The 20081-nt window shown below is 71.8% G+C and carries 10 protein-coding genes; all 10 read left to right on the forward strand.

The features are described 5' to 3' along the window. The first annotated feature begins 1 nt into the window (after position 1). The 10 genes from ACIBUY_RS41285 (at position 2) to ACIBUY_RS41330 (ending at position 20035) form a co-directional block, all read left to right on the forward strand. A complete protein-coding gene (locus tag ACIBUY_RS41285) occupies positions 2-4963 on the forward strand; it encodes an amino acid adenylation domain-containing protein (RefSeq protein ID WP_399155429.1) in 4962 nt (1653 codons plus the stop codon). Positions 4964-4965: 2 nt separating this feature from the next. Next, positions 4966-6276 carry a SidA/IucD/PvdA family monooxygenase gene (locus tag ACIBUY_RS41290; protein ID WP_365578364.1) on the forward strand — a complete coding sequence of 437 codons (1311 nt, stop codon included), beginning with the start codon at positions 4966-4968 and terminating at the stop codon, positions 6274-6276. After that, the gene (locus ACIBUY_RS41295; protein ID WP_365578366.1) at positions 6276-6983 is read left to right on the forward strand and encodes an alpha/beta fold hydrolase; all 708 of its coding nucleotides are present in this window, start codon (positions 6276-6278) and stop codon (positions 6981-6983) included. The genes ACIBUY_RS41290 and ACIBUY_RS41295 overlap by 1 nt, the downstream gene beginning before the upstream one ends. A 38-nt stretch (positions 6984-7021) precedes the next feature. Next, positions 7022-7966 (forward strand): ATP-binding cassette domain-containing protein, encoded by a 945-nt coding sequence (locus ACIBUY_RS41300; protein WP_365578368.1) that lies wholly within the window; start codon positions 7022-7024, stop codon positions 7964-7966. Next, positions 7963-8727 (forward strand): ABC transporter permease, encoded by a 765-nt coding sequence (locus ACIBUY_RS41305; RefSeq protein ID WP_365578370.1) that lies wholly within the window; start codon positions 7963-7965, stop codon positions 8725-8727. The genes ACIBUY_RS41300 and ACIBUY_RS41305 overlap by 4 nt, the downstream gene beginning before the upstream one ends. Before the next feature lie 269 nt (positions 8728-8996). After that, complete coding sequence (locus ACIBUY_RS41310; RefSeq protein ID WP_399155430.1) at positions 8997-9308, forward strand: acyl carrier protein; 312 nt, start codon at positions 8997-8999, stop codon at positions 9306-9308. Next, positions 9305-10555 carry a cytochrome P450 gene (locus ACIBUY_RS41315; protein WP_399155431.1) on the forward strand — a complete coding sequence of 417 codons (1251 nt, stop codon included), beginning with the start codon at positions 9305-9307 and terminating at the stop codon, positions 10553-10555. The genes ACIBUY_RS41310 and ACIBUY_RS41315 overlap by 4 nt, the downstream gene beginning before the upstream one ends. Further along, complete coding sequence (locus tag ACIBUY_RS41320; RefSeq protein WP_365578376.1) at positions 10552-11289, forward strand: thioesterase domain-containing protein; 738 nt, start codon at positions 10552-10554, stop codon at positions 11287-11289. Before ACIBUY_RS41315 ends, ACIBUY_RS41320 begins: the two co-directional genes overlap by 4 nt. Before the next feature lie 56 nt (positions 11290-11345). Further along, positions 11346-14417, forward strand: a complete 3072-nt coding sequence (locus ACIBUY_RS41325; protein ID WP_399155432.1) for a type I polyketide synthase — start codon at positions 11346-11348, stop codon at positions 14415-14417. A gap of 41 nt (positions 14418-14458) precedes the next feature. Beyond that, positions 14459-20035 carry a type I polyketide synthase gene (locus ACIBUY_RS41330; RefSeq protein ID WP_399155433.1) on the forward strand — a complete coding sequence of 1859 codons (5577 nt, stop codon included), beginning with the start codon at positions 14459-14461 and terminating at the stop codon, positions 20033-20035. Positions 20036-20081 lie beyond the last annotated feature (46 nt).

The following is a 20081-nucleotide window of genomic DNA, read 5'->3' on the forward strand; positions in this document are numbered from 1 at the left end:
CATGATCCCGCTGTCATTTGCGCAGCGCCGTATGTGGCTCCTGCAGCAACTGGAGGAGGCCGCCGAGACCTACAACATGTCCGCGGCGTTCCGGCTGACCGGTTCCCTGGACATCAAGGCCCTGGAGGCAGCGCTCGGCGACGTGATCGAGCGGCACGAGATCCTGCGCACCGTCTACCTGACGGACGCCGACAGCGAGCCCTACCAGAAGATCCTCCCGGCGGCCGAGGCGGCGCCCGAGCTGCCGGTGGTCGACGCGGCGCCCGAGGACGTCACCGCGAAGATCGACGAAGTGATCTCGCACGAGTTCGACCTGGCGGGCGAGATCCCGCTGCGGGCGACCGTCTTCCGCTGCTCCCCCGAGGAGCACGTGCTGGCCCTGGTCCTGCACCACATCGCCATGGACGGCAGCTCGGGCGCACCGCTGGCCCGGGACATCGCCGAGGCCTACACCGCGCGCCTCGGCGGCTCTGCCCCGCAGTGGGAGCCGCTGCCGGTGCAGTACAAGGACTACACGCTGTGGCAGCGCGAGGTCCTCGGCGAGCCGTCGGACCCGGGCAGCCTCGCCGCGGCGCAGGTCGAGTACTGGCGTTCCGAACTGGACGGAGTGCCGCAGCCGTTGAGCCTGCCGCTCGACCGGCCGCGGCCCGCCGAGGTCGACCCGCACGGCGACACCGTGGACCTCGTCGTCGAACCGCAGGTGGCGGCCAGGCTGGAGAAGCTGGCCACCTCGCGCGGGATGACCATGTCGATGGTCCTGCAGACCGCGCTCGCGGTGCTGCTGCGCAAGCTCGGCGGCGGCGACGACATCACGATCGGCAGCCCGATCGCAGGCCGCACCGACGAGGGGCTCAACGACCTGGTCGGATTCTTCGTCAACACCCTCGTGCTCCGCGTCGACCTGGCCGGCGACCCGTCGTTCACCGACCTGCTCGCCCAGGTGCGGAACAAGGCACTCGCGGCCTACGAGCACCAGGACGTGCCGTTCGAGCTGCTGGTGGAGGCGCTCAACCCCGAGCGCTCCACCGCCTACCAGCCGCTGTTCCAGGTGATGTTCGCCTGGCAGAACTACGAGAAGCGGGACCTCGAACTCCCCGGCCTCGAGGTGCAGTTCGAGCAGGCCATCACCGAGACCGTCAAGTTCGACCTGTTCTTCAGCATCGCCACCGACGCCACGGGCGCGCTGCGCGGCGACATCCAGTACTCGACCCACCTGTTCGACCGGGACACGGCCGAGGCCATCGCCGCCCGGTTCGTCCAGGTCCTCGAGCAGCTCGTCGCCGACCCGGCCGCGTGCGTCGGTGACGTCGACGTGGTGGACGCGGAGGAGCGCGACTGGCTCCTCGGCGAGCTGAACGACACGGCCGAGCCGGTCCTGGAGGCGGACGTCGTCACCGAGGTCGCCCGGCACGCCGCGGCGTCCCCGGCGGCGCTCGCCGTGGTGTGCGGCGACGAGTCGCTGACGTACGGGGAGCTCGACGCGCGGGCCAACCGCCTCGCGCACTGGCTGACCGGCCGCGGCGTCCGCACCGAATCGCTGGTCGCGGTCGCCCTGCCGCGCTCCGTCGACCTGCTGGTCGCGCTGCTCGCGGTGCAGAAGACGGGCGGCGCCTACGTCCCGATCGACCCGGACCACCCGCAGTCCCGCATCGACTACATCCTCGACCACTCGAAGCCGGTGCTCGTCCTCGACACCGAGACGCTGGCCGGTGCGGAGCTCTCCGGCCTGCCGGACTCGGCCCCGGACGTCGTCGCACACGCCGACAGCACGGCGTACGTCATCTACACGTCGGGCTCCACCGGCAAGCCCAAGGGCGTCGCCGTCCCGCGCGGGGCGCTCGCCAACTTCCTTGCCACGATGGGCCGTCGGTTCCCGCTCGGCCCCTCGGACCGGCTGCTCGCGGTGACCACGGTCTCCTTCGACATCGCCGGTCTCGAGCTGTACCTGCCGCTCATCTCGGGTGCGGCCGTCGTGCTCGCGGGCAAGGACGTCGTCGCCGAGCCGTCGGCCGTGCTCGACGTGGTCCGGCGCCACGAGGTCACCGCGGTCCAGGCCACGCCCGCCTTCTGGCAGATGCTGGTGATGCACGACCCGAGCGCGGGCAAGGGCCTGCGCATCCTGGTCGGCGGCGAGGCGCTCCCGGCCCGCCTGGCGGAGACGCTGGCGGACCAGGCCGTCGAGGTCACCAACATGTACGGCCCGACCGAGACGACGATCTGGTCGACGAGCGCGGTCATCAAGCCTGGCGGCGGCAACCCGCCGATCGGTGCGCCGATCGGCAACACCCAGGTGTACGTGCTGGATTCGCGCCTGCGGCCGGTGCCGCGCGGCGTGCAGGGCGAGCTCTACATCGCCGGTGACGGTCTCGCGCGCGGCTACCAGGGCCGGCCGGAGCTGACGTCGGAGCGGTTCGTCGCCAGCCCGTTCGGCCCGGCCGGTGCGCGGATGTACCGCACCGGCGACCTGGTGCGCTGGAGCCGCGACGGGCGCCTGGAGTACATCGGGCGCACGGACTTCCAGGTCAAGGTCCGTGGTTTCCGCATCGAGCTGGGCGAGATCGAGAACGTACTCGCCGCACACGAAGGCGTCGCCCAAGCCGTCGTCGTGGTCCGTGACGCACAGGACGACAAGCGCATCGTCGGCTACGTCGTCCCCGAACCGCAGGCCGCGGCGGCCGACTCCGAGGCGCAGGTCGACGAGTGGCGCCAGGTCTACGACGACAGCTACATCGAGTCCGAGGACGAGGCGCTCGGCGAGGACTTCGACCTGTGGAAGTCGACGTACGACGGCGAGCCGATCCCGCTGGAGCAGATGCAGGAGTGGCAGGACACGGCCGTCGCCCAGGTCCTCGAATCCTCGCCGCGCAAGGTCCTCGAACTCGGCGTCGGATCCGGCCTGTTGCTGGCGAAGATCGTCGATCACGTCGACGAGTTCTGGGGCACGGACCTGTCCGCGCCGGTCGTGGACCGCGTCCGCGCGCAGGCCGACGCGGCGGGTTACGGCGACCGGGTGCACCTCAGCGCCCAGCCCGCCGACGACATCACCGGACTGCCCAAGGGCGCGTTCGACGCGGTCCTCCTGAACTCCGTCGTCCAGTACTTCCCGAGCGCCGAGTACCTCGACCAGGTGCTGCGCCAGGCGCTCGAACTCGTCGCCCCCGGCGGCCGGTTGATCGTCGGTGACGTCCGCAACGCGACGACGCTGCGGCTGCTTCTCACCGCCGTCCAGCGCACCGCCCAGCCGCACGCCTCGCCCGAGGAGCTGCGGACCCTGGTCGAGAAGGCGCTGCTGGCCGAGCGCGAACTGGTCGTCGCCCCCGAGTGGTTCACCGCCTGGGCACAGGACCGGCCGCTCGGCGTCGACATCCGCGTCAAGCCGGGCCAGGCGCACAACGAACTGACCCGGCACCGCTACGAGGTCATCCTGCACAAGGACCCCGCCGGCCTCCTCGACGTGGCCGACGTGCCCGCCGTCGTCTGGGGACGCGAGGTGTACGACCTCGACGACCTCCAGCGCCACCTCGACCGGGCGGCAGGACCGCTGCGGATCACCGGGATACCCAACGCCCGGCTCACCGATGAGGCCGCCGCGGCCGTCGCCGCCGACCTGCTGCCCCAGGCGTCCCTGGCCGGCCGGCCCGTCGACCCGCAGGAGTGGCCCCAGTGGGCGGGCGAGCACGGCAGGGAGGCCGTCCTCACCCCGTCCGGCGAGGTCGTCCACGCCTACGACGTGGTGCTGCTGCCCCAACGGCAGGCGGTCTCCGGCGCGTTCGTGCCCAGTACGGTCGCAGGCCGGACCCGGGTCAACAACCCGGGCCTGTCCCGCACCATCGGCCCGCTGCTCGCCGCGCTGCCCGAGTACCTGCGCGGGAAGCTGCCCGAGTACATGGTCCCCGCCTCCGTGGTGCCGCTCTCCGAGATCCCGCTGACCCCCAACGGGAAGCTCAACCGGCGGGCCCTGCCCTCGGACCACACGAACACCGAGGGCAGCCGGGGGCCGCGCAACGCGCACGAGGAGACGCTGTGCGCCATCTTCGGTGAGCTGCTCGGCCTGTCCGGCGTCGGCATCGACGACGACTTCTTCGACCTGGGCGGGCACTCCCTGCTCGCCACCCGGCTCAGCGCCCGCATCCGCAGCAGCTTCGACATCGACGTGCCGCTGCGGACGATCATGCAGTACCCGACCGTCGGCCAGCTCGCCGCGCTGATGCTCGCCAACAACATCCCCGCCGAGCACGCCGACCCGTTCTCCGTCGTCCTGCCGCTGAACAGCGCGGACGACAAGCCGCCGCTGTGGTTCTTCCACACGGGCGGCGGGCTCAGCTGGGCGTACTTCAGCTTCCTGCCGTTCCTCGAGGACTGGTCGGTGTACGCCCTGCAGGCCCGCGGCTGCGGCGGCACGGGCGAACTGCCCGGGACGATGGAGGAGATGGTCGACGACTACGCCGACCAGATGCTCAAGACCCAGCCGGAGGGCCCCTTCTACCTGATCGGCTGGTCCTACGGCGGCACGCTCGGGCACGCCGTCGCGGCGCGGCTCGAGGAGCGCGGACGCAAGGTCGAATTCCTGGCCATCCTCGACTCCGAACCGGCCAACGAATTCAAGATCCTGGCCGGCCGCAGCCGCGCGGACTATCGAGTCGAGCTCGAGGAGTTCTTTAGCCAGTACATGAACACTGGCAACCAGGAGCAGTTCCTTGACGCCATGTCGCGGGTGCTGGCCAACAACATGACCCTCATGTCGCAGTACGAGTCACCTGTCTTCCACGGAGATGTCCTGTATTTCAACGCGGAGTTGAAGCCCGAGGGGTCGTGGTCGCACCTGTGGCGGCCGTACGTCCGCGGTGCCATCGAGGTGCACGACATCCACGCCACGCACTACGACATGTATATGCCGGGGCCTGCCACCGAAGTCTTCGAGGTCATCAACCGCAAGCTGGCGAAGTACTTGAAGGAGGTGTAGGCATGGCTAGTCCCGAACCATCCGGCTACGACGTGGTGGGGATAGGTTTCGGCCCGTCGAATCTTTCTCTCGCCATCGCCCTGCAGGAGTTCGGCGGCACCGGGACCGCGCCGCTGACCGCGCGGTTCTTCGAGGCCCAGACGTCGTTCGGCTGGCACCAGAACATGCTGCTGCCGACGGCGAAGATGCAGGTCTCGTTCCTGAAGGACCTGGTGACGTTCCGCAACCCCACCTCGCCCTACAGCTTCGTGTCGTTCCTGCACGCCGTCGAGCGCCTGCCGCAGTTCGTCAACAACTCCGACTTCTTCCCGACGCGCGCCGAGTTCCACCAGTACCTGGAATGGGTCGCGGCGAACTTCGCCGACCAGGTGACCTACGGCTCCCGGGTCACCGCCGTCACCCCGGTGCGCGGCACCGGCCCGGCGGGCCCCGTCGACCGCTTCCGCATCCACGTGTCCTCGCCGGCCGAGGGCGAGACCGTCGTGGAAGCACGCAACGTCGTCCTGGCGACCGGCCTCGCGCCGCGCATGCCCAAGGACTTCGCCCGCGACGAACACGTCTGGCACAGCTCGGAGTTCCTCGAGAAGTTCCGGCGCTGCGACGCCGCGAAGCTGAGCAACGTGGTGGTGGTCGGGGCCGGGCAGAGCGCCGCGGAGATCGCCCGCTACTGCTACGACTACGCGCCGAACGCGACGGTCACCGCGGTGATCCCCTCGTACGGCTACAGCATCGCCGACAGCACCCCCTTCGCGAACCGCGTCTTCGACCCCAATGCGGTCGACGACTACTACTTCGCCGAGGAGAACGCGAAGGACAACTTCTGGAAGTACCACAAGAACACCAACTACGCCGTCGTCGACGACGAAGTGATCCGCAGCCTCTACCAGCGTCAGTACGACGACGAGGTGCGCGGCGCCGAGCGGCTCCACTTCGCCGAGCTGTCCCGGGTCACCGACGTCAAGCGCAGCGGTGAGGACACCCGCGTCACCATCCACTCGCTGGCCACCGACAGGTCGTACGACATGGACGTCGACGTCGTCGTGTGCGCCACCGGGTACGAGGCGATGGACGTCGCCGGGGTGCTCGGCGACCTCGACGCGCACTGCGCCCGCGACGACCAGGGCCGGCTGCGCCTGGAGCGCGACTACCGGCTGGTCACGGGCGAGGACATGAGCGCCGGGATCTATCTGCAGGGCGGCACCGAGCACACGCACGGCCTGTCGTCCTCGCTGCTGTCCAACATGGCGACCCGCAGCGGGGAGATCGTGCGCTCGCTGTCCCGCAACCGGCTGTACGAGACGGTGAGCGGCTGATGGCGGGCGAAGCGTCCACGCTGTTGTGCGTGCCGTTCGCGGGAGCGGGTCCCTCGTTCTTCCACCCGTGGCGGGAGCTGTCCGCGGGCCGGTGGCGGGTCACCTCCGTCGAACTGCCCGGCAGGGAGCGGCGGATCCTGGAGACGCCGTACCGCAACGTCGTGGAGGCCGCGCGGAACTCCGTCGACGACGTCGTCGCCGACCTCGGCGCGGGAACGCGGACCGTGCTGTTCGGGCACAGCCTGGGCGCCGTGCTCGCGTACGAGCTCGTGCACCTGCTGAGCGCCCGCGACATACACGTCGAGCGGCTCGTCGTCAGCGGCTCGCCGGGTCCCTGGACCCAGCGCGAGCGGCGCGCGGCGGGACTTCCGGACGACGAATTCCTCGCGCGCGTCGAGGAGTTCGCGGGCTTCCGGCACGAGGCGCTCGACCACCCGGAGATGCGCGAGCTGATCCTCCCCACGCTGCAGGCCGACTGCGAGATGCACGAGGCCTACGTGCCGAGCACCGACGACCCGGTCTCGGTCCCGATCCTCTCGCTGCGCGGTGACCGGGACGGCCTGGTCACGGCGGAAGAGGCACAGCAGTGGCAGAAGGCGACCACGGCCGACTTCTCCTATGCGGAGTTCCCTGGCGATCACATGTACCTCGTGGACAGCGGCCGCGAGGTGCTCGACGTGATCGACAAGGCAGTCACACCCCTGTGAACAGGCAGTTGTCCGGTCCGGTAGAAAATGGTGGAGGCATGAACAGTTCGGTGATCACAGTCTCGGGGCTGCGCAAGACATACGGGGACAAGACCGTGCTCGACGGCATCGACTTCGAGGTCGCCGCCGGCTCGATCTTCTCGCTGCTCGGCCCGAACGGGGCGGGCAAGACGACGACGGTCAACATCCTGACGACGCTGCAGAAGCCCGACGCCGGGGCCGTGCACGTCGCCGGGCACGACGTCCTGACCGCGACCAAGAAGGTCCGCCCGCTCATCGGCGTGACCGGCCAGTTCGCCGCGGTCGACGAGCTGCTGACGGGCCGCGAGAACCTGCAGATGATGGCGGACATCAAGCGGGTCAAGGGCGGTGAGCGCCTCGTCGCGCACCTCCTGGAGCGCTTCGACCTCGTCGAGTCCGCCGACAAGCACGCGTCGAACTACTCCGGTGGCATGCGCCGCAAGCTGGACCTGGCGATGACGCTGGTCGGCAACCCGCAGATCGTCTTCCTCGACGAGCCGACGACCGGCCTCGACCCGCGCAGCCGCCGCACCATGTGGAGCATCGTCCGCGAACTCGTGGCCGACGGCACCACCATCTTCCTCACCACCCAGTACCTCGAGGAGGCCGACCAGCTCGCCGACCAGATCGCGGTCGTCGACCAGGGCCGCATCGCCGCCCACGGCACCCCCGACGAGCTCAAGCGCCGCATCCCCGGCACCCACGTCCGGCTGCGCTTCGCCGACCAGTACGAACTCGGCCAGGCGGAGCGGGTCCTCACCGAGTCCACCCGGGACGAGCAGGACCTGGTCCTGCGCGTGCCCAGCGACGGCGGTTCGCGGTCGCTGCGGGCCGTCCTCGACCGGCTCGACGAGCACATGATCAACGCGGAGGAGTTCTCCGTGCACACGCCGGACCTCGACGACGTGTTCTTCGCCCTCACCGGCCACGCCGGCACCCTCACGGAGGCGGTCGCGAAATGAGCGCGCTGTCCATGTCCTTCGGCGACTCGGCGATCATGCTGCGTCGCAACTTCAAGCACCAGACGCGCAACCCCATGCCGGTGTTCCAGGCGGTCCTGCTGCCCATCATCGTCATGTGCATGTTCGTGTTCGTGTTCGGCGGCGCCTTCGACGTCCCCGGCAAGTACATCAACTACGCGGTGCCCGGCCTGGTCGTCATGGCCATCTGTTACGGGCTCGGCCCGACGGCGATGTCGGTGAGCACCGACATGACCCAGGGCATCATCAACCGCTTCAAGGTCATGGACGTCTCCCGCGGCGCCGTCCTGATCGGGCACGTCATCGCCACGACGGTGCGCTGCCTGCTCGCCTGCGCGGCCATCATCGCCGTCGGCCTGGCGATGGGCTTCCGCACCAGCGCCAACCCCGTCGAATGGCTCGGCGCCATCGCCGTCATGGCGCTGATCGCGTTCGCGGCCAGCTGGCTGACGGTCGCCATGGGCCTGGCCGCCTCCAGCCCGGAATCGGCGGGCATGGCCACCACGCCGCTGAACGTCCTGCCCTTCCTGAGCAGTGCGTTCGTGCCCGCCGACACGATGGGCGCGGGCATCAGGCAGTTCGCCGAGTACCAGCCGTTCACGCCGATGATCGAGACGCTGCGCGGCCTGATGCTCGGCACCTCGGTGTCGACCGGTCATCTGGTCGGCGCCCTCGCCTGGAGCCTCGGCATCGCCCTCGCCGGATACGCCTGGGCGCTGTCCTCCTTCAAGAAGCGGGCGTAGCGCCACCGACCCCGCAGGGCCCCTCCCGCGCTGCCTCGTCGGACTTTCGAGCCGCCGAGGCAGCGCTGCGCCATGTCTTCATGGGGCCCGCTCGGGAAAATTTTGAATTCCACTTAAGTGCCGATGGAGCCGTCCGTCGGACCCGACCGCCGCGCCTGTGAAGGCATTAGCCTTCCGACTCGTTGGTCCATTCTCAATTTCGGCCGTTCAAGGAATGCGTCTCGCCGGCGGGACAGCGACGAGTTCGGCGGAGGAAGGAAGACTGGCACATGGAATTGTCTCCGCAGGTTCACCAGCAGGGTGGACAGGATGAGGGATCAGAAGGACTCGACGCGTCCTCGAGCGCGCCGGAGTCACTCGTTCAGGAGATCTCGGCGATGTGGGGAGAATTCCTCGGCGGTCGCGAGGTCGGCCCTGACCACGACTTCTTCGAGCTCGGCGGTAATTCACTGATCGGGATCAAGATCCTCGGTCAGGTGTCGGAGATCTACGGTGTCGACCTTTCCGTGCGCGACTTCTATCTGGCGCAGACCCCGACCCGGGTCGCCGAGCTGATAGCGAAGGGCAGGGCCGGGACGTGAGGCTGACCCCGGGGCCCGCGCGCGAGATCGACCTCGCCGACGTCGACCTGTTCGACCTGGACCTGTACAGCCGGGGCGATCCGCACCCGATCTGGGACGTCATGCGGGAGAAGGCCCCCGTGCACCACCAAGTCCTCCCGGACGGCCGGGAGTTCTGGTCGGTGACCCGCCACGAGGACGTCTGCCGCGTCCTCGGCGACCACCGCGAGTTCACCTCGGAGCGCGGCACCACACCCACCCACGTCGGGATCGACGACCCCGCCGCGGGCACACTGCTGACGTCCACCGACCCGCCCCGGCACACCGAGGTCCGCCGGCCGCTCGGCGCGCCGCTCACGATGCGGGAGGTGAAGGTCTGGGAGGACTCGATCCGGGCCACGGTCGTCCGCTTCCTCGAACCGGCGCTCGACGGCGAGACCTTCGACCTGGCCGAGCGGGCGCTGCTCCTGCCGGCGATGGTGACGGGACCGCTGCTCGGCATCCCGGAGCAGGACTGGGCCGAACTCGTCCAGCTGACCGCGATGGTGACGGCCCCCTCCGACCCGCACTTCATGGTGGGCCACGAGGCGGCGACGCTGGCCATCTCCCACCACGAGCTGGTCACGTACGTCACCGAGTGGGTCAAGCGGCAGCGCACCACCGGCGGCGCGGAAGGCACCCTGCTCGCGCACCTCATGAGCGTCCGCCCGCACGACACACCGCTGTCCGACGAGGAGATCGCCCTCGACGGCTACAGCATCCTGCTCGGCGCCAACGTGACGACGCCGCACACCGTCTCGGGCACCGTGCACGCGCTCATCGAGCGGCCCGAGCAGTTCGAGAAGGCGCAGGCGGACCCGTCGCTCATCCCGAACCTCGTCGAGGAAGGGCTGCGCTGGACCTCGCCCGCCTGCAACTTCATGCGGTACGCGGTGGACGACGTGGAGATCGGCGGCGGCACCATCCCGGCCCGCGCGGCCGTCGTCGCCTGGATCGGCTCGGCCAACCGGGACGCCGCCCAGTTCACGGACCCGCACACCTTCGACATCACCCGCGCCAACGCCAAGCGCCACGTCGCGTTCGGGTTCGGGCCGCACTTCTGCATCGGCGCACCGCTGGCCCGGCTCACGCAGCGCATCTTCTTCGAGGAGTTGCTCGGGCGCTTCAGCTCGATCGAACTCGCCGGTGAACCCGAGCACTTGCGGTCGTACTTCATCGCCGGGATGACCGGCCTCCCCATCGTCGCGCAGAAACGACACAGGTCATGACTTCGGGCTCCGCCACCACCACATCGCCGTGGTTCGTCCGGGCGCCGTCCACCGACCACGCCGCCCGGCTCTTCTGCTTCCCCTTCTCCGGGTCGGGCGCGTCGGCCTTCAGCGCCTGGCCCGCCGTGCTCGACGGCATCGAGGTCTGCCCGGTGCAGTTCCCCGGCCGCGAGAACCGCCTCGGCCACCCCCACTACGGCACCTACGAGGACCTCGCCGACAGCCTGATCGAGCCGCTCGCGCCGCTGCTCGACCGGCCGTTCGCGTTCTTCGCGCACTGTGCCGGTGCGCTGCCCGCGTACGAGACCGTGCTCAGGCTCGCCGCACGCGGCCTGCCCACACCGGAGCGCCTGTTCGTGTCGGGTCAGCCGGCCCCGCACGACGCCGCACGCGACCGGATGCTCGACATGACCGAGTCCGAACTGCGCGGCGAGGTCGAGGAGTTCATCCGCAGCCGGGGCATGGAGCCGCGCCCCGACATGGTCGCCATGGGCGTCATGGTGCTGGTCGCCGACCACGCCGCCGCGCGCGCGTACCAGCGGCAGCAGGCGGACCGGGTGGACTGCCCCGTCGTCGTCCTGCACTGGCGCGAGGACGGCGACGTGACCCTCGACGACCTCCAGGGCTGGCGCCGGTACGCGGACCCGGTCGAATTCCGGGTGGTCGACGGCGGCCACTACGACTTCATGGACGCGCCCGACGAGCTGCAGAAGCTGCTGACCGGCTGGCGGTGAGCCAGGTGCAGCCGTCCGCACGAGCCGTACACCCAGGGACACCGGAAGGAACGCGAATGAGTGGCGCAGCCACCGATATTGCCGTCATCGGGATGTCGTGCCGCTTTCCCGGGGTGCACGGCCCGGCCGACTTCTGGCGGCTGTTGCACGAGGGGAAGTCCACGCTCGGCACGTTCCCGCAGGCACGCGCCGACGACGCGCACACGAACCACCTGGCCCACCCGGACGCCGCCACGCTGAACGCGGGCTCGTTCTTCGACGCCGTCGACGGGTTCGACGCCGCGTTCTTCGGGGTGAGCGCGGCGGAGGCCGCCGCGATGGATCCCGTACAGCGGCTGGGACTTGAGCTCGCCTGGGAGGCCGTCGAGGACGCCCGTGTCCCCGCGGGCGCGCTCGCCGGACGCGAGGTCGACGTCGTCGTCGGCGCCGCGCCCTCCGGATACCAGCAACTGCGCGCCCTGTCCGGCAGCGACCAGGACGACCACTACGCCGCGCTCGGCTCCAGCGGCGCGCTGATCGCGAACCGGATCTCCAGCCTGTTCGACGTGCGCGGCATGAGCTTCTGCGCCGACTCGGGCCAGTCCTCCTCCCTCGTGTCGCTGGCGCTGACCTGCGAACGCATCCGGGCCGGGGCCGTCGACCTGGCGCTCGCCGGGGGCGTGCACCTGATCGCCGACCCGGAGGCGGGAGCGGCGCTGGCCAACCTGGGCGCCCTGTCGCCCGACGGCCGTTGCTTCCCCTTCGACGCGCGGGCCAACGGGTTCGTCCGCGGCGAGGGCGGCGCGTTCGTCCTGCTCAAGCGCCTCGACCACGCCGTCCGCGACGGCGACCACGTCTACGCCGTGGTGCGCGGCTGGGGTGTCGGCAGCGGCGGCGCGACGTCCCGCATGCCGGACCCCAGCCCCACCGCGCAGGCCGCGGCCGTGCGGTCCGCGCTGCGGCGCGCGGACGTGCCGTTCGACGGCGTCGACTACGTCGAGGCCCACGGCACGGGCACCCGGCTCGGTGACCCCGCCGAACTGGCAGGGCTGCGCGAGGTGTTCGGCGAGAGCGGCCGCAGCCGCCCCCTGACGGTCGGCTCGGCCAAGGCCAACGTCGGGCATCTGGAGCCTGCCGCGGGCATCGTCGGCTTCGTCAAGACCGCGCTCTGCCTGGACCACGCCGAGCTCGTCCCCCACCCGGGCTTCTCCGCTCCGAACCCCGAAGTCCCCGACTTCCAGGCGCACTTCGACGTGGCACGCACCGCTCGGCCCTGGCCGAACGAGCCGGGGCAGCCGCGCCGGGCCGGGGTGACGTCGATCGGCATGGGCGGCACCAACGCGCACCTGATCCTGGAGCAGGCACCCGAACTGCCTTCTGTGGAGCGGGAGTCGGCGCCGCCGGTGACGGTGCCGTGGGTGCTGTCCGCGCGCTCGGAGCCCGCCCTGCGGGACCAGGCGGCCCGGCTGCGGGATCTGCTGGCCGCCGACGCCTCGCTGACCGCGTCCGACGTCGGGCACTCGCTGGTGTCCACGCGCTCGTCCTTCGAGCACCGGGCGGTGCTCCTGGCCGACGACCGCGAGGAGGCCGTCGCCGGACTCGGCCTGGTGGCCTCGGGCGGCGACGCGCCGCGCACGGTCCGCGGGACGGCCACGGGCCCGGTCGGCCCGGTCGTCTTCGTCTTTCCCGGCCAGGGCTCGCAGTGGGCGGCCATGGGGCGGCAACTGTACGCGGAGTCACCGGAGTTCGCGCGCGCGATCGACGCGTGCGAGCAGGCCCTCGCACCGTGGGTGGACTGGTCGCTGGTCGACGTGGTGACCGGGGCGCCGGACGCCGCGTCGCTGGAGCGCGTGGACGTCGTACAGCCGACGCTGTTCGCGATGATGGTGTCGCTGGCCCGCGTCTGGCGGTCGTGGGGCGTCGTCCCCGACGCCGTCGTCGGCCACTCGCAGGGCGAGATCGCGGCGGCCTGCGCGTCCGGCGCCCTCACCCTGGAGGACGCGGCCCGCATCGTCGCGCTGCGCAGCCGGGCCCTGATCGACCTGGCGGGACTCGGCGGCGGGATGAGCGCGGTGGCCGCCCCCTGCGACTGGGTGCAGGGCCGCATAGAACAGTGGTCGGGCAGGCTCTCCGTGGCCGCCGTCAACGGACCGGCCTCGGTGGTGATCTCGGGGGACGACGAGGCTCTTGACGAGTTCGCCGCGCTGGCGGCGGAGGACGAGGTGCGGGTCCGCCGGGTCAAGGTCGACTACGCCTCGCACTCCCACCACGTCGAACGCATCCGTGAGCGCCTGCTGGCAGACACAGCGGCGATCACCCCGGGGGAAGCGGCGGTGACGTTCCACTCCACGGTCACCGGCGCACCGCTCGACACGCGCGCGCTCGACGCCTCGTACTGGTACGACAACCTGCGCTCGATGGTGCGGTTCGGCGAGGTCGTCGACGGCCTGATGCGCACGGGCGGCGGCGTGTTCGTGGAGGTCAGCCCGCACCCGGTGCTCCAGGTGGCGATGTCGGAGGCGGCCGACGCCCAGGCGGACCCGCCGACGGTCGTGGGCACCCTGGACCGCAACGACGGCAGCACCGGCCGGATCCTCGCCTCGCTCGCCGAACTGCACGTACGGGGCGTGCCGGTGGACTGGTCGGCCGCGTTCGCCGCGGCCCGGCCGCGCCGGGTCGGCCTGCCGACCTACCCGTTCCAGCGGCAGCGGTACTGGCTGACGGCGCCCGACGACACGGACACCGACGCCGCGTCCGCGAGCGGTGCGGACACCGCGGCGGTCACGGACCTGGACTCGCAGGCAGCCGTCCTCGACCTCGTGTGCACCGAGACGGCGGCGCTGCTCAGCACCAAGGACCCGGCGCCGACCGCGGCCGATCTCCTGCTGCGGACGGGCGAGACGTTCAAGACCCTGGGGTTCGACTCCTCGACGGCGGTGGCCCTGCGCAACCGGCTCACCTCGGTGAGCGGCGTGCGGCTGCCGGCCACCGTCGCGTTCACCTACCCCACGCCGCACAAGCTCGCTTCCCGCATCTTCGCCCTGCTGGAACCGCCGGCCCCCGCCGTGCCGGAACCGGTGGCGGACCCGATCCCCGAAGACCGCAGCGACGACGATCTCTTCGCCCTGATCGACCGCGGTTACGCGTGACCGCACCCGTACTTCTGAGCAACTGTTGAGGGAGGCTCCTGGTGGAGGAAGTCGACAAGCTCCGGTCCTACTTGCGACGCGCGGTCGACGACGCGCAGCAACTGCGCGAGCGCGTGCGCGAGTTGGAGGAGTCCGCGCGCGAGCCCATCGCGGTCGTGGGCGTGGGGTGTCGCTTCCCGGGTGGAGTGACGTCCCCCGACGAGCTGTGGGGCGTCGTGGCCGACGGTGTGGACGCGGTCAGCGGCTTCCCCGCGGACCGCGGCTGGGACCTGGACGCGCTGTACTCCCCGGACCCGGAGACGCCGGGTACGACGTACACGCGCTCGGGCGGGTTCCTGCACGAACTCCCGGACTTCGACGCGGAGTTCTTCGGCATCAGCCCGCGCGAGGCCCTGGCGATGGACCCGCAGCAGCGGCTGCTCCTGGAGACGTCGTGGGAGGCGCTGGAGCGGGCGGGCATCGACCCGGCCGCGCTGCACGGTTCGCCGACCGGCGTGTTCACCGGGCTCTACGGTGTGGACTACGGCCCCCGGATGGGCGGCCGCGCGGCCGGTGAGGTGGAGGGCTACGCGAGCACCGGGTCCTACACCAGCGTGGCCTCGGGCCGGGTGGCGTACACGCTCGGTCTCGAGGGTCCCGCGGTCTCGCTCGACACCGCGTGCTCGTCGTCGCTCGTCGCCGTCCACCAGGCGGTACGTTCCCTGCGCGCGGGGGAGTGCACGCTGGCCCTGGCCGGCGGCGCCTCGACGCTGTCGACCCCGGGCCTGCTGGTCGAACTCGCCCGCCAGCGGGGCCTGTCGGCCGACGGCCGGTGCAAGGCGTTCGCGGAGGCGGCCGACGGGACGGGGTTCTCCGAGGGTGCGGGTGTGCTGGTCCTGGAGCGGCTGTCGGACGCGCGGCGCAACGGGCGCCGGATATGGGCCGTGATCCGTGGCTCCGCGGTCAACCAGGACGGCGCGTCCAACGGCCTGACCGCACCGAACGAACTGGCCCAGCAGAAGGTGATCCTGGCGGCGCTCGCGAACGCCGGGGTGGCGGCCGCTGAGGTCGATGCCGTGGAGGCGCACGGCACCGGCACCAGGCTCGGCGACCCGATGGAGGCGCAGGCGCTCCTGGCGACGTACGGGCAGGACCGCAGCGGTGAACAGCCTTTGTGGCTGGGGTCGTTGAAGTCCAACATCGGGCACACGCAGGCGGCGGCTGGGGTCGGCGGCATGATCAAGATGATCATGGCGATGCGGCACGGGGTGCTGCCCAGGACCCTGCACGTGGACGCCCCGTCCTCGCACGTCGACTGGGAGGCGGGCGAGGTCCGGCTGCTGACCGAGGCGCGGCCGTGGCAGCCCGACGGGCGCCCGCGCCGCGCGGGCATCTCGGCCTTCGGCATCAGCGGCACCAACGCCCACCTCATCCTTGAACAGGCACCGCAGGAGCAGGCACCGCAGGAGCAGGATCGATCCGCCGGTCCAGCCCGGGAGTCGGACTCCCCGGCAGACCCCGCCGTGATCCCGTGGGTGCTGTCCGCGCGCTCCGCACCGGCCCTGCGGGCCCAGGCGGAGAAGCTGCGCGACACCCTCGCCGCGGACGCGGACCTGCCGCTCGCCGGGGTGGGCCGGTCGCTGCTGACGACCCGCTCGCTGTTCGAGCACCGCCAGGTGGTGATCGGCGGAGACCGGGACGAGCTGCTCGCCGCCCTGACCGCCGCGGCCACCGGGGACGACAGCGGTCACCCCGGACTCGTCTCCGGAGCCGCGCAGCCCGTCGGCAAGACGGTGTTCGTCTTCCCCGGCCAGGGCTCGCAGTGGGCCGGGATGGGGCAGGAACTGTGCGCCGCGTCCCCGGCGTTCGCGGCCCGGATGCGCCAGTGCGCCGACGCGCTCGCGCCCTACGTGGACTGGTCCCTCTTCGACGTGCTCGGGGACGCCGGGCAGCTGGAGCGGGTCGACGTCGTGCAGCCCGTGCTGTGGGCCGTGATGGTGTCGCTGGCCGAGGCGTGGCGCTCGTACGGGGTGGAGCCCGCGGCCGTCGTGGGCCACTCGCAGGGCGAGATCGCCGCCGCGTGCGTCGCGGGCGCCCTGTCCGTCGAGGACGCGGCGAAGGTGGTCGCCCTGCGGTCGAAGGCGGTCCTCGCGCTGTCCGGGCGCGGCGGCATGGTCTCGGTCGCGCTGCCCGCCGACGACGTCCGCGCGCGGCTGACGGACGGCCTGTCCGTCGCCGTCGTCAACGGGCCCTCCTCCGTGGTCGTCTCGGGCGACGTCGCCGAACTGGACGCGCTGCTGGCCGCCTGCGAGGCGGACGGCGTACGGGCGCGCCGCATCCCCGTGGACTACGCCTCGCACTGTGCGCACGTGGAGGACATCCACGACGAACTGGCCCGTGTTCTCAAGGGACTTCAGCCCAAGGCGGCCGAGGTCCCGTTCTTCTCGACGGTCACGGCCGACTGGCTGGACACGACGGGTCTCGACGCCGAGTACTGGTACACGAACCTGCGCCGCACGGTCCGCTTCGAGGAGGCGACCCGCGCCCTGGCCGAGCAGGGCTTCCGGTGCTTCGTCGAGGCCTCGCCCCACCCCGTCCTCACGGTCGGCACGGAACAGACCCTGGACAGCGCGGGCGTCGAGGCCACCGTCGTGGGCACGCTGCGCCGCGGAGAAGGCGGCCTCGCGCAGCTGTACCGGTCGGCGGCCGAGGCCTTCGTGGCGGGCGCCGCCGTGTCGTGGCGGACCGCGTTCCCGGAAGCGGACGGGGACGGGGACGGTGCCGCGGTCGAGCTGCCCACCTACGCCTTCCAGCGACAGCGCTACTGGCTGACCGCCCCCGACGAGACGACCGGCGGGGGCACATCCGACCACCCGCTGCTCGACGCCGCGATCGACCTGCCCGCGTCCGACGGACACGGCGGCGTCGTGGGCAGCGGACGCCTCTCCCTCGAACGCCACCCCTGGCTCGCCGACCACGTGGTCCACGGCGCCGTCCTCGTACCGGCATCGGTCCTCGCGGAACTCGCGGCGTGGGCGGCGGACAAGGCGGGACACGACACCGTCGCCGAACTCGCCCTGGAGACACCGCTGGTGCTCTCCCGCACGGCCGACCGCGAGATCCGCGTGGTGGCCGACGGCCGGGGCGAGATCACCGTCCACTCGCGGGGCGAGGGCGAAGCCGCATGGACGCGCAACGCCGTCGGAACCGCCGCAACCGCCGCAACCGAAGCCGACCGGGCCCGGGCGGAGGAAGGTCTCGCCGCGTGGCCTCCCGCGGGCGCGGCCGGTGTGCCCTTCGAGGACGAGTACGCCAGGCTGGCCGCCCTCGGGTTCGCGCACGGGCCCCGGCTGCGCGGACTGCGGCAGGTGTGGCGCCAGGGCGACGTCCTGTTCGCCGAGGTGGAACTGCCCGCGTCCGACAGTGCGGGCCAGAGCGGGTTCCGGATCCAACCGGCCCTGCTGCACGCCGCGTTGCTCCCGGTCGGCCTCGGCGGTTTCGTCGACGGCGACCGGCCCGAGGGCTGGCTGCCGCTGCGCGCCACCGGCATCCGCCTGCACGGCGCCGACCGGGCGTCCGTGCTGCGCGTGCGGCTCGCGCCCGCGGGCGAGAACACGCTGTCCGTGACCCTCGCGGACCAGAACGGCGCACCCGTCGGCGGCATCGACGCGCTGACCCTGGCGCCCGTGGACGTCGCGCGGCTGACCGAGCTGAGCTTCGACCACCAGGACTCGCTGTACCTGACCGAGTGGCTGCCCGTCGCGACCGGTCAACCCGCCGTCGATTACGCGGTGTTGGGCGAGGGCGATACGGCCGAGGGTGCGGTGGCCGAGGGGCGGCCGGTCTTCGCCGACCTCGGTGAACTCGCCGCCTCTGACGGGGAGACACCCCCGCTCGTCCTCGCCGCCGTCGACCCGCCGGGCACGGACGGTGCTGTGGGCGCCGTGGGTGACGACACGCCTGCCGCCGTGGAGCGCGGCCTGCACCGCGTGCTGCGGTGGACGCAGGCCTGGCTCGCCGAGGACCGGTTCGCCGACTCGACGCTGGTCGTCGTGACCCGGCACGCCTTCCCCGGCGAGCAGGACGCGCACATCGATCCCGTGGCCGCCGCGATCTGGGGGTTCGTCCGCACCGCGCAGACCGAGAACCCCGGCCGGTTCACGCTCGTGGACACCGACGGCGCGGCCGCCTCCCTGGCCCGCGTCCCGGCGGCCGCCGCGACCGGAGAGGCCCAGCTCAGGATCGGCTCCGGCGCCGTGACCACCCCCCGACTCACCCACGTACCAAGGACATCCGCGGCCCCGGACGTACCCGACGCGCCCGCTCTGGGCTCCGGCACCGTCCTGATCACCGGCGGCACCAGCGGCCTCGGCGCCAGGCTCGCCCGGCACCTCGTGGCACGGCACGGAGTACGCCACCTCGTACTGACCAGCAGGCGGGGCCAGGCGGCCCCCGAGGCGGCGGCACTGCGGGCCGAACTGACCGAGGCGGGGGCCGGGGTCGAGATCCCGGCCTGCGACGTCACGGACCGCGACGCCGTCGCCGGACTCATCGCCGCCGTCCCCGCGGAGCACCCGCTGACCGCGGTGATCCACTGCGCAGGCCTGCTCGACGACGGCGTCGTCGAGGCGCTGACCGAGGACCGCCTGGACACGGTCCTCGCCCCGAAGGTGCGCGGCGCCTGGCACCTGCACGAGCTGACCCGGCACCTCGACCTGTCCGCGTTCGTCCTGTTCTCCTCGATCGCGAGCGTCCTCGGCACCGCGGGACAGGCCAACTACGCGGCGGCCAACGGGTTCCTGAACGCCCTGGCCGGGATCCGTGCGGCCGCGGGCCTGCCCGCCACGTCGCTGTGCTGGGGCTTCTGGGCCGACCGCAGCGAGATGGTCGCCGACCTCGCCGACCGGGACATCGCCCGCCTGCAGGGGCAGGGCGTCCAGCCGATGGCGTCGCACGAGGGCCTCGCCCTCTTCGACGCGGCGCTCTCCTTTGCCGAGCCGGTCCTGGTGCCCGCCCGCCTCAACCTCGCGGCGCCGCAGGCGGCTTCACCCCTGCTGCGCACCCTGCTCGGCGCACCCGGCGGCGGGCAGGCGGGCGGCGACTTCGGCGACACCGCCCTCGCGCAGAAGCTGGCCGCGCTGTCGCCGGACGAGGCGGAGGGGGCCCTCCTCGACGCCGTCCGGGCGCAGACCGCGCTCGTCCTCGGCCACGCCGACCCCCAACGGGTCGGCTCCGCCGCGGCGTTCAAGGACCTGGGGATCGACTCGCTCACCGCGCTGCAGCTGCGCAACAAGCTGTCGGCGGTGACCGGACTGAAGCTCCCCGCCACCCTCGTGTTCGACCACCCGAACCCGGCCGCCCTCGCACGGTTCCTCCACCAGAGCCTCGCCCCCGACGCGGGAGCGCAGTCTCCGGCCGACCACCTGGTCCAGGAGATCGAGGGGCTCGGCGCCCGCCTCGAGGACGCGTTCACCGAGCTCGCGCAGGCGGACCAGGCCACCATTTCCACGCTGCTCGGCGAACTCCAGGGCCGGGTCCGTTCGCTGGCGGGCGCCGGGTCGCCGGCCGGCATCGTCGATCAGATCAGTTCGGCATCAGCGGACGAGCTGCTCTCGCTGCTGGACAAAGAGCTCGGCTAGGGGAGACCGATGACGAACGACAACAACGCCGAGGTCCTCGAGTACC

It is taken from the genome of Streptomyces sp. NPDC050085, from assembly GCF_044460595.1.
Classification (GTDB): Bacteria; Actinomycetota; Actinomycetes; order Streptomycetales; family Streptomycetaceae; genus Streptomyces.

Bases quoted from the DNA above. Each gene is read 5' to 3' on its own strand.
- ACIBUY_RS41285 (WP_399155429.1), top strand. From the start codon at position 2: ATGATCCCGCTGTCATTTGCGCAGCGCCGTATGTGGCTCCTGCAGCAA.
- ACIBUY_RS41310 (WP_399155430.1), top strand. From the start codon at position 8,997: ATGGAATTGTCTCCGCAGGTTCACCAGCAGGGTGGACAGGATGAGGGA.
- ACIBUY_RS41325 (WP_399155432.1), top strand. From the start codon at position 11,346: ATGAGTGGCGCAGCCACCGATATTGCCGTCATCGGGATGTCGTGCCGC.
- ACIBUY_RS41300 (WP_365578368.1), top strand. From the start codon at position 7,022: ATGAACAGTTCGGTGATCACAGTCTCGGGGCTGCGCAAGACATACGGG.
- ACIBUY_RS41295 (WP_365578366.1), top strand. From the start codon at position 6,276: ATGGCGGGCGAAGCGTCCACGCTGTTGTGCGTGCCGTTCGCGGGAGCG.
- ACIBUY_RS41305 (WP_365578370.1), top strand. From the start codon at position 7,963: ATGAGCGCGCTGTCCATGTCCTTCGGCGACTCGGCGATCATGCTGCGT.
- ACIBUY_RS41320 (WP_365578376.1), top strand. From the start codon at position 10,552: ATGACTTCGGGCTCCGCCACCACCACATCGCCGTGGTTCGTCCGGGCG.
- ACIBUY_RS41290 (WP_365578364.1), top strand. From the start codon at position 4,966: ATGGCTAGTCCCGAACCATCCGGCTACGACGTGGTGGGGATAGGTTTC.